The organism is Micromonospora coxensis, assembly GCF_900090295.1.
Lineage (GTDB): Bacteria > Actinomycetota > Actinomycetes > Mycobacteriales > Micromonosporaceae > Micromonospora > Micromonospora coxensis.
Genome location: NZ_LT607753.1, coordinates 4,793,486 through 4,807,164 on the forward strand (window position 1 = coordinate 4,793,486; position 13,679 = coordinate 4,807,164).

Below are 13,679 nucleotides of genomic sequence, written 5' to 3' on the forward strand. Positions count from 1 at the left end.
AGATGGACGCTCCCGGTCGTCCGCTGCGGGTCGCATACGTCCTGCTCCGCCCGCCGAGCTACAGCGAAACCTTCATCACTTCGGAGATCGAGGCCGTGCGCGCGGCCGGTGCCACCGTCGAGGTCTTCGTGGCCCGCCGTGACGGTGGCCGGGGCGCCGAACTGAGGCAGGTCCTCGGCGCGCTGCTGCGTCATCCGGTCCGGACGCTGGCCGGGGTGCGTGTGCTCGGGATGTCCTACCTGCCGCGGGCGCTGCTGGCCGCGGCTCACGCGGCCCGGCTGTCCGGCCCGGTGTCCCGCTTCGGCGCTGACGTGCTGCACGCCCACTTCGTCAACCTGCCGACCGCGGTCGCCGCGCTGGTCGGGCGGTGGACCGCCGTCCCGGTGACCGCCATGGCGCACGCCGCGGACTTCCTGCTGGATGGCAACGGCCCCGCCCTGGACCGGCGACTCCGGCTGCTCAGCCACCTCTTCGTCATCTCGAGGGCCGCCGCGACCCAACTGGCCGAGCGGGGGGCGACCGTGTCGGAGATCCCGCACAGCGTGGTCCGGGCCGCGTTCGACGGCGAGATCGTCGAACCGCAGGGCCGTCCCACCGGCAGCACGATCCGCCTCGTCACCGTCGCCCGCCTGGTGGAGAAGAAGGGCGTCGACACGGCGTTGGACGCCGTTGCGCTGCTGGTCCGCGCCGGCATCCCGGTCCGCTACGACATCTACGGCGACGGGCCGATCCGATCGGTGCTGGCCGATCGGGCCCACGCGTCGGCCCTCACCGACGTGGTCACGTTCCACGGCGCGGTGAGCCACCGGGTGGCCACCGCCGCGCTCGTCGGCGCGGACGCCGCGGTGCTGCCCTGCCGGCGGGCCGCCGACGGCGACCTCGACGGCATTCCCGTCTTTCTGATGGAGGCCGCCAGCCGGGGAGTGCCCGTCGTGACCACCGCCGTGTCCGGCATCCCCGAACTGATCGGATCCGACGGCGGCTGGCAGGTTCCGCCGGACGATCCGACGGCGCTGGCCGACGCGCTGCGGCAGCTGATTCACCGACCTGAAGAGGGGCGACGACGGGCGGGGATCCTGGCCCGGCGGTTGCGCGAGGAGTTCTCTCCCACGTTGCAGGCCCGGCGGCTGCTGACCGTGTGGGGCCGGCTCGTCGACCGCGCCCCGCGCTCGACCGCCTCCCGTGTCCCGTTCGTGTCCACCGTGGATGGGCGTGCTCCGGCCGCCACCGACCCGGCCGCGGGCCCGGCACGCGAACAGGTCGGCGGGACCCCGGGGGAGGTCGGGACGGCATGGACCTGACCGTCGTCGTCACGTTCTTCCCGCTGCCACAGGACCGGGGAGACCCGATCCGCGTGCTGATGATGCTGCGCGCGTTGGCACGGGCGCGGCGGTACACGTTGTTCGTGGTCCGCCGCCCGGAAACCACCGACGCGGACGTGACGCGGCTGCGCGTCCTGCTCCCCGGGGTCGCCGTGCGGGACTTCACCGCGACGCCGTACCGGCTGGACCGGCTCGGGCCCCTCGGCCGTTACCAGGAATCCCTGCTCGACGGCGTGCCGCCCTGGGTGCGTACCCGGTACAGCCACCAACTGCACGAGGCGCTGCGGACCCGCGCCGGCGTCGGGCTGGCCATCGGCGAGGCGGCCGGGGTGTATGTCCGGGACACTCCGCTGCGGTGGCACTGGGACAAGGCCAACGTGCTCGCCACGAGCAGCCGGCAGGACGTCGACGAGGCGGTGGGCGTGGCCCAGCAGCTCCGGGCGCGATACCTGGCCCGCATCTCCGCCCGATTCGAGCGGGAGGCGCTCACCGGGTGCGCGACGGTGTCGGTGACCAGCGCCGAAGAAGCCACCCGCCTGGCCCGGGAGTACGGCCGGCAGGCCGACTTCACCTTGCCCAGCTGCGTTCCGCTGCCCGACGGGTACGTCGCCCGCCCGGTCGCCGGACGACTGGTCTGGCTCAGCAGCTTCTCCTACCGGCCGAACCTGCTCGGCCTGCACCGGTTCCTTGCCGACGGGTGGCCGCGGCTGCGTGCGGCCGGGTACACCCTCGAACTCGTCGGATCCGGGCTCACCGAACCGGTTCGTGCCGCCCTCGGCGAGCACGACGGTCTGGAGCTGACCGGCTGGGCCGCGGATCTGCGACCGGTCCTCGGTAGGGCCAGGGCAGCGGTCGTGCCACTGTGGAGCGGCGCGGGAGTCAAGCTGAAGACTCTGACCCTGCTGGCACACTCGGTGCCGGTGTTCAGCACCCCGATCGGACGGGAAGGCGTCCCCGCGACGGACGCGGTGCGCACGGCCGACACGCCCGTCGGGCTCGCCGAGGCGATCCTCACCACCACGCCCGCGGAGCTCGACCGGATGGCCGACGCGGCGCTGTCCCTGGTCCGGGGGCACTTCTCGGAGGCACGCTTCGCCGACCAGTTGGTCGACTCCCTCGACCGGCTCGGACAGCTCGGCACCGTGGACTCGTACGAGGGCACCTGATGTCGACGCGCAAACTGGTGTCGGCCTCCACGGCGAATCTGTTGATCCCGATCAGCGGCTTGCTCGTCAGCCCCTTCCTCTCCCGTGAGCTGGGGCCGGAGGGCCGCGGCCTGTACGCGGCGCTCACCCTGCCGATCGTGGTGTGCGGCTGGATCGGCACGTACGGATTGCAGGACGCCCTGAGCTACCACGTCCGGGAGGGGCGGCTGTCGAGACGGGCTGCGGCGAAGGTCAGCCTGGTGGCGATGGCGCCGCTCGGCGTGCTCGCCGTCGGTCTGATGGCGGTGCTCGGGCTCTTCATCTTTCCCGACCCCACCCGGCACGGCCAGTTCCTGACGCTGGCGTTGTTCGCGCCCCTGCACGTGTTGGCGAACCTGTTCATCGGTGCCCTGACCGGTGGCTCGGACATCCGCGGCCTGAACCTGGTCAAAGTGGTGCCGGCGTTGGTCCGTACCGCCCTGGTGATCTTCTGCTGCCTGGCGTTCGATCTGAGCGCGTACCAGGCCGGCCTGATCTTCATCGGGTCGGTGTTGACCGGCCTGGTGATCGGACTGGTCCGGCTCCGCTCGGCGGTCGAGGTGCCCAGCGGTGAGTCCGCCCCGCCGGATCCGGTGCCGACCGGCTCGCTCATCCGCTACGCCCTGACGTGTCTGCCCGGGGTGCTGGCGGCGATCTCCAGCGCCCGCCTCGACCAGGTCGTCGGACTGCCGCTCATCGGAGCGCGGGAACTCGGGTACTACGCCGTCGCGGTGAGCCTGGCGGAACTTCCGATGGTTGTCGCCACAGCGGCCAGAACGGTCCTGATGGGCCGTCCTGCGGGCGAAAGTTCCCGGGACACGACACAGGTCGCCCGGTTGGCGGTTCTGGCGTCGGTGGTCATCTGCGGGCTGTTGGCTCTCTCGGCCGGATTCGCCGTGCCATTGGTCTTCGGCGCGGACTTCACGCCGGCTGTCGCCCCGACGGTCATCCTCTGCGCCGGCACTCTGCTGTACGCCTGCATGACCATCTACAGCGCGGCGCTGCTGGCGCACAACCGTCCCGGGTGGTCCTCCGCTGCCCTGGTGACGGGCTCGGTCGTCGGTATTCTGGCGCTGCTGGCGCTGGCCCCGCTCGGGGCGGTCGGGGCGGCTCTCGCGAGTCTCGCCGGGTACGCCGTTGCGATGATCATCGCCGGTGTCGCGGTCGGCCGGGTGCCGGCACTCGGGTCGCTGCGGATGCTCACGGTGCCGTACGAGGGCGATGTCCGTCTCGTCAAGGAGAAGGTGGCTCGGATGCTGGAAGGGGTACGCCCGACGGCTGCGGCGGTCGGAGGCGGAGCCGACAAGGCCGACCTGCCGGGGACCGGCAGCCCCGCCACGTCGGCAGGTTCGCCGGTGTCCCGGGCGGTAGCCCTCTACCGTCGGATCGGACCGGGCACGACCGGCGTGGCCGTCCTGATCGTCCTGGCCTGGACGCGGGTGCTGGCACCCCAGGTGATGCAGCTCGTCGACACCGGGCGGCCTGCCTTCAACTCCCGAGAGGACCTGGTCCCACCGCTGGGCGAGGCGGCCGGCAACGGGCTGACGCTGCTCTTCCTGCTGCTGGCGGCCGGCCTCGGCGTGCACGGACTGTGGCGGCGGCGCCCGGCCGGCTGGCGGTGGCTCGCTGTCGGCGTCGCTCCCCTGCTCGCCGTCGAGGTCGCCGGTCTGCTGCACGGCCAGACGCCCGGCCCGGTCGCGGTTGCCCTCCCGCTGGCAGCCTTCGCGATCTGGGCGCAGCGCCCGCGCGAGGAGGTGCTCGGGGTCATCGGCGTTCTCGGCGGGCTCACCGCCCTCGTCTCGATGGTCTTCGCCGCGGCGCGTCCCGACCTGGCGCTGATCTCCGGTGCTGCGGCGGGAGAGAAATCCGTGCTGCTCGGCGGTCTGCTCGCCGGGCCGTACCTGCACTCCAACGTATTGGGTATCGCGTTGGCGCTCAGCGTCGCCTTCGTCTTCCACCTGCGTCACCCCGGGCTCCGCTGGACGTGCCTCGCCCTGATCCTCGCCGCGTTGCTGTGGACCGGGTCCCGCACCAGCCAGCTCGCCGTCGGCGCGGTACTGCTGACGTATGTGCTGCTGCGCCTGTTCCGGCACCGGAGTTGGCCGGCGTCCGTGACGCTCGCGGCCGGCGCCCTGCTCGTGGTCGTGGTCCCACTGATCACCACCGATCCCGAGAGCTTCAGCGAGCGAGGCCGGATCTGGGCGGCACTGCTCGATCGGTGGCGGGACAGCCCGATCGTCGGTTGGGGACCGAAGCTCTTCCAGCAGGACCCCGCGCTCGCCGCCGAACTCGGCGGCCAGTTCAACCACGGGCACAACGTCATGGTTCAGCTGCTCGTCGTCGGTGGCCTGCTGGCCCTCGTCGCGTTCGGACTGCTGTGCTGGGCGGCCTGGCGCCGATCCGCGATGCTCGCGGCGCAGGGGCGACCGGCGGCGCTGCTCTTCCTCGTGGGGCTCGTCCACGTCTCGTGGTTGGAGGCTTCCCACATTCCGACGACCCTGTCCGGTTACGTCACGTGGCTACCGCTGCTGACGATCGCGCTCGCCGGACCGACCGCGCTGCTCGACGCGCCGGCGTCTCCCGCCCGGCCCGGTGCGGCGTCCCTGCCCGGATCACGGCCCCGGCCGGTACCCTGGCCGGCGCCGGACGGGCTCGCCGATTCGCACCCGGACACGCAGGGTGGGCCGGACGGAGGTCGGCCCACCCACGTCGCGCTGTCCGGTACGACCGCGACGGCGGGACCGGACGATGATGCTCAGAAGATCAACGTGCCACGCAGATAGTTGGCCACCCGGCGCAGCTGGTTCGCGCCGTCGACCGGTGCCGTCATGCGGAACACCATCTGCCGGTTGAGCTTGCCGTCGGTGCCACCGCGCCAGTAGGCGACGACCACCAACCCGTACCGGCGCTCACCGTCGATCTCCAGCGAGCTGCTCTCGGCGTAGCAGGAGTACCGGCCGCTCCGCACCCACTGCAGGTTCCAGGCCTCCTCGCTCTTGCGCATGGCGGCCTGCTGCTCCTGGGTGCAGTCGAGCGGGCAGTCCCGGACGATCAGCTCTCCGCCGATCTTCGGCTCGCCGGCCACCGCCAGACCGCAGTAGTAGCGGGCGGAGGTCTGCGTCAAGGCGCTGGGGGTGCACTGCCAGTTCTGCGGGACCTTGATCGGGAAGTCGATTCCCTCCAGACCGGTGAGGGTCTGCAAGCCGTCGTTCTCCTGGAAGCGCGGCCAGGCGGCCGGCCAGGCCCCCGCCCTGGGCGGCTCCGCTCCGGGGCTGGCAGGCTGGGCCGTGGTCGCCTCCGCGGACGGCAGCGCACTCGTGGTGCCGCCGGCGTTGGTCGGAGTGGGCCGAGGCCCTGGGTCGTTCCGCAGCACGTTGGCCGCGAGCAGGTAGCCGCCGCCGACCAGCAGCGCCAGGACGAGCGTGCTGACCGCGACCCACAGGCCGGTGCGACGCTGCCGTGGTGGTGAGGGCTTGATCCTGGGCTCGCGGGTTGCCGTGTCGACGTCCTCGGTGTGCTGCACCGGCTGGGCCATCAACGGCGGGATCTCGGTGAACGGCATGGTGACGGCGTACGGCGGAGCCGACACCGACGGCGGCGGGGTCGAGACCGGTACCCCGGAGACGGGAACGGGTGCGCCACTGGTGGGTGAGGCGTTGCCGTCGAGCTGTGCGCTGCTGTCCTGCTGAGGGCCGGTCTCCGCCGGGGGCGTCGCGGCGCTCGCCGCGGACTCCGGCCCGGCCGCCTCCGCCGGGGCGGGCGACGCCGTCAGCTCGACCCCGAGCAATTGGAAGATGCGGGCCGGTGGGGCGGCGTTGTCACCGGTGTAGGCCACCCACGGCGTCGGAGCGGTGAAGTCGGAGGCCACCTCTCCGGCGTCCGGCCGCTCGTACCGGACGGTCGCAGCGGCATTGGTGAACGCCTCCCGCCAGCCCGGGTGGCCCGCCACGGTGGCGTCGAGCTGGGCCACCGTCACGGGCAGGCCGTGAACGTCCGTCCCCGACCACACCGCGCCTGCCGGCGACGACGCCAGCGTCCTGATGAACTGGTAAGGATCCAGCTGCTGCATCTGCGCCTTCTCTGCTCTTCCTGTCGGTGGATCCTAGCGATGAGCCGCAAGCGGCCATCATCCCGGACGCGTGCGCGCCTGCTGGCGCGAGGCGCGCGTCGCACGGGAGGTGATCGGACTTCCGGAGCCCGACCACAGGTGGCTCGGCCTTGCCAGTCGGGCGGACCCGTCCCGGACGCCCGGTGTCGGCGCTGTCCGGTCAGCGACCTCCACCGCGGAAGACCTCCGCGACCGTACGCAACAGGATCTTGATGTCCAACCAGAGCGACCAGTTCTCGACGTAGTAGTTGTCGAATCGTGCCCGGTCGGAGATGGGGGTGTCCCCGCGCAGACCGCTGACCTGCGCCAGTCCGGTCAGCCCCACCGGCACCCGGTGGCGCATCGCGTAGTTCGGGTACTCCGCCGAGAACTTCTCGACGAAGTACGGCCGCTCCGGTCGTGGCCCGACCACGCTCATCTCGCCGCGCAGGATGTTCCACAGCTGGGGCAGCTCGTCCAGCGACGTACGGCGCATGAACCGCCCGATCGGTCCGACCCGTCGGTCGTGCGCGATCGACCAGTTCGTCTGGGACTCGTGCTCGTCCACCGGACGCATCGATCGGAACTTGACCACCTGGAACGGCTTGCCGTACCGACCGATCCGCTCCTGCCGGAAGAAGACGCCCCGACCACCGTCGATGAAGGTCGCGACGAGGCAGAGCAGGAGCAGTGGGCTCAGTACGAGCAGGGCCAGGGTGGCGATGACCACGTCGGAGGCCCGCTTGATCGCCCACCGTGGCCCGGAGAGCGTGATGTCGCCGATCTGGACGATCGGGATGGCGCCGACGTGGTCGGGGTATCCGCCCTGGGACCCCGAGCCCCAGAGGCGGGGGACCGCCCAGAGGTCACAGCGGGCACTGGCGGGACGGAGCAGCGCCTCCATCACGGTCGACTCGGGGCAGTCCGGATCAGCGATGATGACGACGTCGCAGTCGACCAGCCGGACGAGGTGTTCCAGGTCGTCGAGGGTGCCGATCAGCGGAACTCCACCGGCGTCCTGCCGGGTCGGCACGTCGACGCAGCCGACGAACCGCAGGCCGTACTGGGGATAGCGGCGCAGCAGCCGGGCCAGTTCCACACCCACCGGGCCGCCGCCGACGACGATGGCGTTGTGCTCCAGCCACCGGCGCCGGCGCGCCACGATGGTGAGCGTCCTGGTGCAGGCCCGCCCCACGACCACCAGCACCGCCGAGAGCGCCACGCCGTGCATGAACCCGCTGACGTACGGCACCGAGTCGTGGCGGTAGGTCGCGATGATCGCCACCACCGCGCCGCAGGCCAACAGGCGTCCACTCAGGGCGGGCAGCTCGTCCAGGATGCTGAGGTGGCGTCGGGCCCGGTAGAGCCCGCCGGTCGCGAAGACCGCCACCGCGAGGGCGGCGTTGGACAGCGTTCCCCGCCAGTAGCTCTGGCTCAACAGCAGGGGAGCGAGCAGCGCGGCGAGGTCCACGGGCAGGGCCAGCATCCAGGCCCGGAGCCCGCGGGTCCGCTTCGAGGCCCGCGAACCCGCGTACGGCAGCACTGCGGTGGTGTCGAGACCGGCGCGCGCCGGCGTCGCGGTCGTCGGCTCGCTCGGCCGGCGGACCGAGGGGATGCCCATGGGAAGGCCCTCGTCACCTGCCGCCTCGGGCGCTCGCGCGCCGGCCCGTGGTGGTGGTGGTGTGTTCAACCGCGGAACAACCGCAGCCGGATCTGTTGTCGCCGAATGGCCTGACATTGTCGAATCTCCCCCGTGACTGCCCTGGGCCCGCTCGCGCAGGCCCAGGGCGATCGAAGGATACGAGCGTCTCCGCCACACCACCACAGCCGGCACGGCAAAGGGAAGTCCTACTTTCCGGCGGAAACGATCTGCTCGACCGAGTCGCGGCGCACCGCGTCGAACAACGTCTTGGCCCTGGCGTTGTCCGGGAACACCACGCTCTCACTGCCGACGCGGCCGGTTCCCTTGACCGGGCAGGTGTAGAAGCCGAGGTTGCCGCTGCGCAGGTGCCGCATCTCCATGGCCAGGTCCACGAGCGACAGTGACTCGTCCACGGCCACCGCGTTGGCCGTGGCCTTCACGAACGAGTTCAGCTTGGTGGGGCTGCTCAACGTGCCACCCGAGGCGGCCTTGTCGAGAATCGCCTTGATGACCTGCTGCTGGTGCTTGATCCGGGTGAAGTCGCCGTTGGCGAACGCGTACCGCTCGCGGGCGTAGTCCAGGGCGGCGGCCCCGTCCATCGTCTGCCGACCCGCGACGAACTCGCGCTTGCCGCCCGGGTTGAGCGAGTGGGTCGAGGTGAAGCCCTGTTCCACGTCGATGTCGATCCCGCCCAGGGCGTCCACGATCTCCTTGAACCCGGCGAAGTCCACCATCGCCACGTGGTCGATCCGGACGCCGGTGAACTTCTCCACCGTCTGCACCATCAACGGCACGCCACCCCACGCGTACGCCGCGTTGATCTTGGCGTCCCGGCCGCCGCGGCCCTGCTTCGAGCGCGGAACGTTCGTCCAGGTGTCCCGCGGGATCGAGATGAGCTGGGCGCTCGACCGGTCCTTCGGCAGGTGGGCGAGGATGATGGTGTCGCTCCGGGAGCCCCCGGCGTTCTCCGGGTCGCGGGAGTCGCTGCCCAGGATCATGATGTTCATCGCGCCCTTGGCGACCACCTGCGGGCGGGACTCCTCGGGCACCTCGGTGAACGCGTCGACCCGGTCGATGGAGGAGTTGACCGAGCGGTAGTACAGACCGCCCGCGAGCGCGCCACCGCCGGCCAGCAACGCCACCACCAGCAGCACGATCAGCGCGATCCGCCGCCCCCGACGGCGACGCCGCACCGGCGCGACCGGCTGAGTCCCACCCTCGGCATCCACATCGGACGCCGGGAAACGCGGTTCGGGATCGGCGAGCTGCTGACGATCTGACATGGCCGCGATGCTACTGATTCACGTTTCGGCGCGGGGACCCTCGTCCGGTCGGCCGACCCCGGCCACCCGGTCGGTGAATCGAAACTTTCCTCGCCGATCTTCATCTTCGCCTGGTAGAACCCTCCCGTGGACGCAACGACGCTTCGCCGGGCCATCGCCCGCACCCGCCTCGCCCCGGTCGCCGCCTTCCCCAAGCGGCTCGCCCGGGTGGCCCGGCACGACGCCAAGGTCATCCGTACCAGCACCCGGTGGCTCTTCACCTCCCGCGAACACCACAACTACACCTACGACCTGACGAAGCTCAGCCGGCAGCACCTCGCCTGGTTCGTCAGCGTCGTCTGCGACGTGCCCGTCAAGCAGGTCCGCGCGTACCTCGACGAGATCGAGTCCGACGACACGCTGCGCGGCCACATCGAGCGGGCCACCGCCGGGTCCGCGCGCCGCGGCCTGGCCGACAAGCAGGTCCGCTACGCCCGCCGCATCGGCTGGTACGCCATCGTCCGCGCCACCCGTCCCGCCCACGTGGTGGAGACCGGCGTCGACAAGGGGCTCGGCAGCTGCGTGCTCGCCGCCGCGCTGCTGCGCAACGCCGCCGAGGGCCACCCCGGCCGGGTGACCTCACTGGACATCAACCCCGAGGCCGGCTACCTGGCCCGCACCGCCCCCTGGTCCGAGGTGGTGGACCTGGTCATCGGCGACTCGATCGCCTCGATCGGCGCGCTCGACCGTCCCGTCGACCTGTTCCTGCACGACAGCGACCACAGCCGCGCCCACGAGCGGCGCGAGTTCGAGGCCGTCGAGGCCAAGCTCGCCCCCGGCGCGATCCTGCTCACCGACAACGTCACCCACACCAACGTGCTCGCCGAGCACGCCGAACGCACCGGTCGCAGGTTCCTCGCCTACCGGGAGACCCCGCGCGACCACTGGTACCCGGGGGACGGCATCGGCGTGGCCTGGTGACCACGGCGGCCCAGGTCACGATCGGGGGTCGACCTGGGCCGACGGGCCTTGCCGCAGGCACCGACACCGATCGATGATGGCCGCACTGGCACATCGACAGAGGAGTCGAGATGCAGGTAGTCCACCACCCCCGCCTCGCCTGGGACACCGCCCGGTTGTTCGTCGCCGCGGCCGACGACGCGGAGCTGTTCGCCTGGCTCGCCCATCAGGTCGGCGAGATCCTCGGCCCCGCCCACGAGCAGGAACTGCGTGACACCGGGGCCAGGGTGTCGTACCCCGCCGAGGACCGGTCCCCGGTCGAGGCCGGCATCTGGCGGGTCCGCCTGGAGGACCTGCTGCGCGCCCGGCCGGAGGTCGTCGAGCCGCTGCGCTCGCTCACCGTGACCGCGTCGGGGCTGCTGCGCGACCGTCAGAGGCTGGCGTCCTGACAATCGCCCGGCCGACTTGTCCCCGGAGGCACCGGTCCGGCAACATCGACCGGCGTGATCGACGGTAGCGCTCCCACCGACCCCGCCACCCGTCCCGCGGCGGGCCGTCGCCGGGCTCCCCGCGCGCCCCGCACCCGCTGGCTCGCCGCCGCCGGCGCCAGCGGGCTCGCCGTCGTCCTCGCCCTGAGCCTCGCCCTGCGCTCCGGCGCCGCCCCCGCCTGCGCCGCCGCGCCGCGCGCCGCCGCCCCGCCCGTCGGCGGCGCCGTCCACAAGGGCAAGGCGACCTTCTACGACTCCAAGGGCGCCGGCGGCAACTGCTCGTACCCCGCCGCGCCCGCCAACCGGCTCTACGTCGCGCTCGGCCCCGACGAGTACGCCGCCGGCGCCGCCTGCGGCGGCCACCTCGACGTCACCGGCCCGCGCGGCACCGTCCGGGTGCTGGTCATGGACCAGTGCCCCGAGTGCGCCACCGGTCACCTCGACCTGTCCCGCGAGGCGTTCGCCCGCATCGCCGACCCCGTGCAGGGCATCGTCTCCGTCAGCTACCGCGCGGTCGTCGACCCGCCCCTGCCCGGGCCGCTCACCTTCCGGATGAAGGAGGGCTCCTCGCAGTACTGGTTCGCCGTGCTCGTCGGCGACCACGGCAACCCGCTGCGTTCCGTCGAGGTACGACCGAGCGGCTCGACGACGTTCCGCTCCGCCACCCGGCAGGACTACAACTACTGGCTGATCGAGTCCGGGGCCGGCCCCGGGCCGTACACCGTGCGGGTCACCGACGTGTACGGCCACCGCGCCACCGCCACCGGGATCCGGATGGCGCCCGGCCGGACCCAACGCAGCACCGTGCGGATGTACGGCGGCGGAAGCGCCGCGCCCGGCACCGACCGGACCGGCACGCCGACCCGGTCCCCGTCGGCGCGGCCGAGCCCGTCGCGGTCGGCCTCGCCCCGCCCCACCACCAGCCCGACGGGCAGCGCCACGCCGGCGTCGCCCGGCGCGGCCGTCGCACCGGCGGCGGAGGGGACCCGGGCACCCGGCTGCTCCTGACCGGCGGACGGCAAGAGGTGGGCCGTGTCGGGCCGTGCCCCGCCGCGCCCTGCCGTCGGCGTGGGCTGTCCCGCCCGCCCCGAGCCCCCGGCTGGGTGCTGCCCGGTCAGTCCGCCGGCTGGTCCAGGTCGAGCCAGAACAGGACCTCGTCGCGGTCGTCGCCGGGCGCCACCCGCAGCGCGGCCGGCAGCCGGCCCACCTCGCGGTAGCCGAGCCGGGCGTAGAACCTCTCCAGGCCCAGGCCGCCCCGCACGGTCACGTGCAGCGCCTGCCAGCCGAGTCCGGGGGCGAGGCGCGCGGCCTCCCGCATGATCGCGGCGCCGTACCCGCGACCCTGCGTCCCCGGATGGACCATGACCCGCTTGAGGGTGCCCCAGTGGGCCTTGAGTCGGAACCGGTTGTCCGCGAAGATCAGCACCGCGACGGGCTGCCCGTCCTCGAAACCGACGAGGAGCCGGTCCGGGCCGGCCGTGATGTCGTCGAAGGTCGCCTCGGCGACCGGGCGGACGTCGTCGGCGGTGACCGGGGCGACGAAGCCCACGGCGCCACCGGCGTTGGTGACGTCCACCCAGAGGTCGGTGATCCGTCGGCGCAGCTCGGGCGTCAGGTCGGGGTCGAGGACGAAGCACAGGCTCACGCCGGCCATCCTGCGCGACGGGGTACGGCGTTATCCTGCGATCGTGACGACCGCAACAGCGGTCGTGGGGCCGCAGGGCCGAGTGGGGCTGGTGCGGGAGGGGGGTTTCGAACCCCCACGTCCTCTCGGACACAGGCTCCTAAGGCCTGCGCGTCTGCCGTTCCGCCACTCCCGCCGACCCGCTGAGTCTAGAGCGTCGCGCGGAAACCGTGTGCAGCCCCGCTCTCCGCAGGACGGTGGAGACCGTGCCGTGGCTGACCGTGCACCTCCCGTCGGTGGCCGCCCGGATGGCGTCGGCCAGCCGGCGAGGACCGAGCGTGGGGTTGGCCAGCGCGTACGCCACGATCGTCTCCGCATGCGCCGCACCGACCGTGGTGCGGGGTGTTCGGGGCGGAATGGTGACGGTGCCCGTGGCGGTGAGTCGCTCCCGTAGCCGCGCCACGTGGTTGCGGTGGCAGCCGATGCGCCTCGCGGCCTCGGACGGCCCGATGACGCCCGCTCGCAGCTCGGTGAGGACGTCTTCGGTCTGCGCGTCCCCGAGCCGGGAACGGACGGCGGCTGTCGCGTCGGCGGGCGGTGGCGGAGCCCGCTCGGTGTCCCGCTTGTTCCGTCCCGCGTAGGTGGCGGTCTGACTGTGGCAGTTCGGGCAGAGCATCCGCAGGTTGGGCGGCCGGTTGTCGAGGAAGTCACCGTTGACGTGGTCCACGTGCAGGGTCAGGGGGCGGCCCTGCCAGATCGCCCCGACACCGCACTCCTCGCACTGCTCGGGCACCCCGATGTCGCGTAGCGCCCACTTCAGGCGGGTCCCCGGCGTACGGCGGGACCCGGGCGGCAGGCCTCGCAGCAGTTGCATGGAGGTCGTCCGCCGTACGCCCCGGCTGCCCCTGTTGTGGGCGCTGCCGGTGAAGTGCGACGTGTCGATACCGAACCGCTTCATCTGCCGGCTGATGTGCGCGTGCGACCCGCCGCTGACGCGCACCCCGAGCAGCCGCAGCACCTCGGTGACGCTGTGCGCGGCGGCGGCAACCTCGCCCAGCCGCTCGGGCGCGTACTTGTACCGGACCACGCACGGACGGTAGTGGCCCGGTA

11 protein-coding genes and 1 tRNA gene are annotated in these 13,679 nt (G+C 72.4%); 6 read left to right on the forward strand and 6 right to left on the reverse strand.

Annotation, left to right across the window (positions count from 1 at the left end; genetic code table 11):
* The first annotated feature begins 2 nt into the window (after nucleotides 1-2).
* The 3 genes from GA0070614_RS21900 to GA0070614_RS21910 are packed head-to-tail and all read left to right on the forward strand — an operon-like array spanning nucleotide 3 to nucleotide 5,289.
* Nucleotides 3-1,301 carry a glycosyltransferase gene (locus GA0070614_RS21900; protein ID WP_088977723.1) on the forward strand — a complete coding sequence of 433 codons (1,299 nt, stop codon included), beginning with the start codon at nucleotides 3-5 and terminating at the stop codon, nucleotides 1,299-1,301.
* Nucleotides 1,292-2,488 (forward strand): glycosyltransferase, encoded by a 1,197-nt coding sequence (locus GA0070614_RS21905; RefSeq protein WP_088977724.1) that lies wholly within the window; start codon nucleotides 1,292-1,294, stop codon nucleotides 2,486-2,488. Before GA0070614_RS21900 ends, GA0070614_RS21905 begins: the two co-directional genes overlap by 10 nt.
* Nucleotides 2,488-5,289, forward strand: coding sequence for an O-antigen ligase family protein (locus GA0070614_RS21910; protein WP_088977725.1), 2,802 nt, complete (start codon nucleotides 2,488-2,490; stop codon nucleotides 5,287-5,289). Before GA0070614_RS21905 ends, GA0070614_RS21910 begins: the two co-directional genes overlap by 1 nt.
* On the opposite strand, the gene GA0070614_RS21915 is transcribed toward GA0070614_RS21910, so the two are convergent.
* The 3 genes from GA0070614_RS21915 to GA0070614_RS21925 all read right to left on the reverse strand — a co-directional run bounded on the left by GA0070614_RS21915 (nucleotide 5,262) and on the right by GA0070614_RS21925 (nucleotide 9,518).
* A complete protein-coding gene (locus GA0070614_RS21915) occupies nucleotides 5,262-6,575 on the reverse strand; it encodes a hypothetical protein (RefSeq protein WP_157745068.1) in 1,314 nt (437 codons plus the stop codon). The genes GA0070614_RS21910 and GA0070614_RS21915 overlap by 28 nt on opposite strands.
* Nucleotides 6,576-6,774: 199 nt before the next feature.
* The gene (locus tag GA0070614_RS21920; RefSeq protein ID WP_088977727.1) at nucleotides 6,775-8,214 is read right to left on the reverse strand and encodes a sugar transferase; all 1,440 of its coding nucleotides are present in this window, start codon (nucleotides 8,212-8,214) and stop codon (nucleotides 6,775-6,777) included.
* Between the two features lie 227 nt (nucleotides 8,215-8,441).
* Nucleotides 8,442-9,518 (reverse strand): LCP family protein, encoded by a 1,077-nt coding sequence (locus GA0070614_RS21925; RefSeq protein ID WP_088977728.1) that lies wholly within the window; start codon nucleotides 9,516-9,518, stop codon nucleotides 8,442-8,444.
* A 126-nt stretch (nucleotides 9,519-9,644) separates the two neighbouring features.
* On the opposite strand from GA0070614_RS21925, the gene GA0070614_RS21930 reads away from it, so the two are divergent.
* From GA0070614_RS21930 to GA0070614_RS21940, 3 genes are all read left to right on the forward strand, one after another.
* On the forward strand, nucleotides 9,645-10,478 hold the full coding sequence (locus GA0070614_RS21930) for an O-methyltransferase (RefSeq protein WP_088977729.1): 834 nt from the start codon (nucleotides 9,645-9,647) through the stop codon (nucleotides 10,476-10,478).
* Between the two features lie 110 nt (nucleotides 10,479-10,588).
* Entirely contained in the window at nucleotides 10,589-10,906 is a 318-nt protein-coding gene (locus GA0070614_RS21935; RefSeq protein WP_197701346.1) for a hypothetical protein, read from the forward strand.
* A 54-nt stretch (nucleotides 10,907-10,960) separates the two neighbouring features.
* Nucleotides 10,961-11,953, forward strand: a complete 993-nt coding sequence (locus GA0070614_RS21940; RefSeq protein WP_088977730.1) for an expansin EXLX1 family cellulose-binding protein — start codon at nucleotides 10,961-10,963, stop codon at nucleotides 11,951-11,953.
* 106 nt (nucleotides 11,954-12,059) lie between these two features.
* Here the strand turns inward: GA0070614_RS21940 and GA0070614_RS21945 are convergent, their stop codons facing one another.
* The 3 genes from GA0070614_RS21945 to GA0070614_RS30795 all read right to left on the reverse strand — a co-directional run bounded on the left by GA0070614_RS21945 (nucleotide 12,060) and on the right by GA0070614_RS30795 (nucleotide 13,656).
* Entirely contained in the window at nucleotides 12,060-12,590 is a 531-nt protein-coding gene (locus tag GA0070614_RS21945) for a GNAT family N-acetyltransferase (RefSeq protein WP_088979585.1), read from the reverse strand.
* An 89-nt stretch (nucleotides 12,591-12,679) separates the two neighbouring features.
* Nucleotides 12,680-12,765 (reverse strand) — tRNA-Leu (locus GA0070614_RS21950).
* On the reverse strand, nucleotides 12,730-13,656 hold the full coding sequence (locus tag GA0070614_RS30795) for an HNH endonuclease (RefSeq protein ID WP_197701347.1): 927 nt from the start codon (nucleotides 13,654-13,656) through the stop codon (nucleotides 12,730-12,732). The genes GA0070614_RS21950 and GA0070614_RS30795 overlap by 36 nt, the downstream gene beginning before the upstream one ends.
* Nucleotides 13,657-13,679 lie beyond the last annotated feature (23 nt).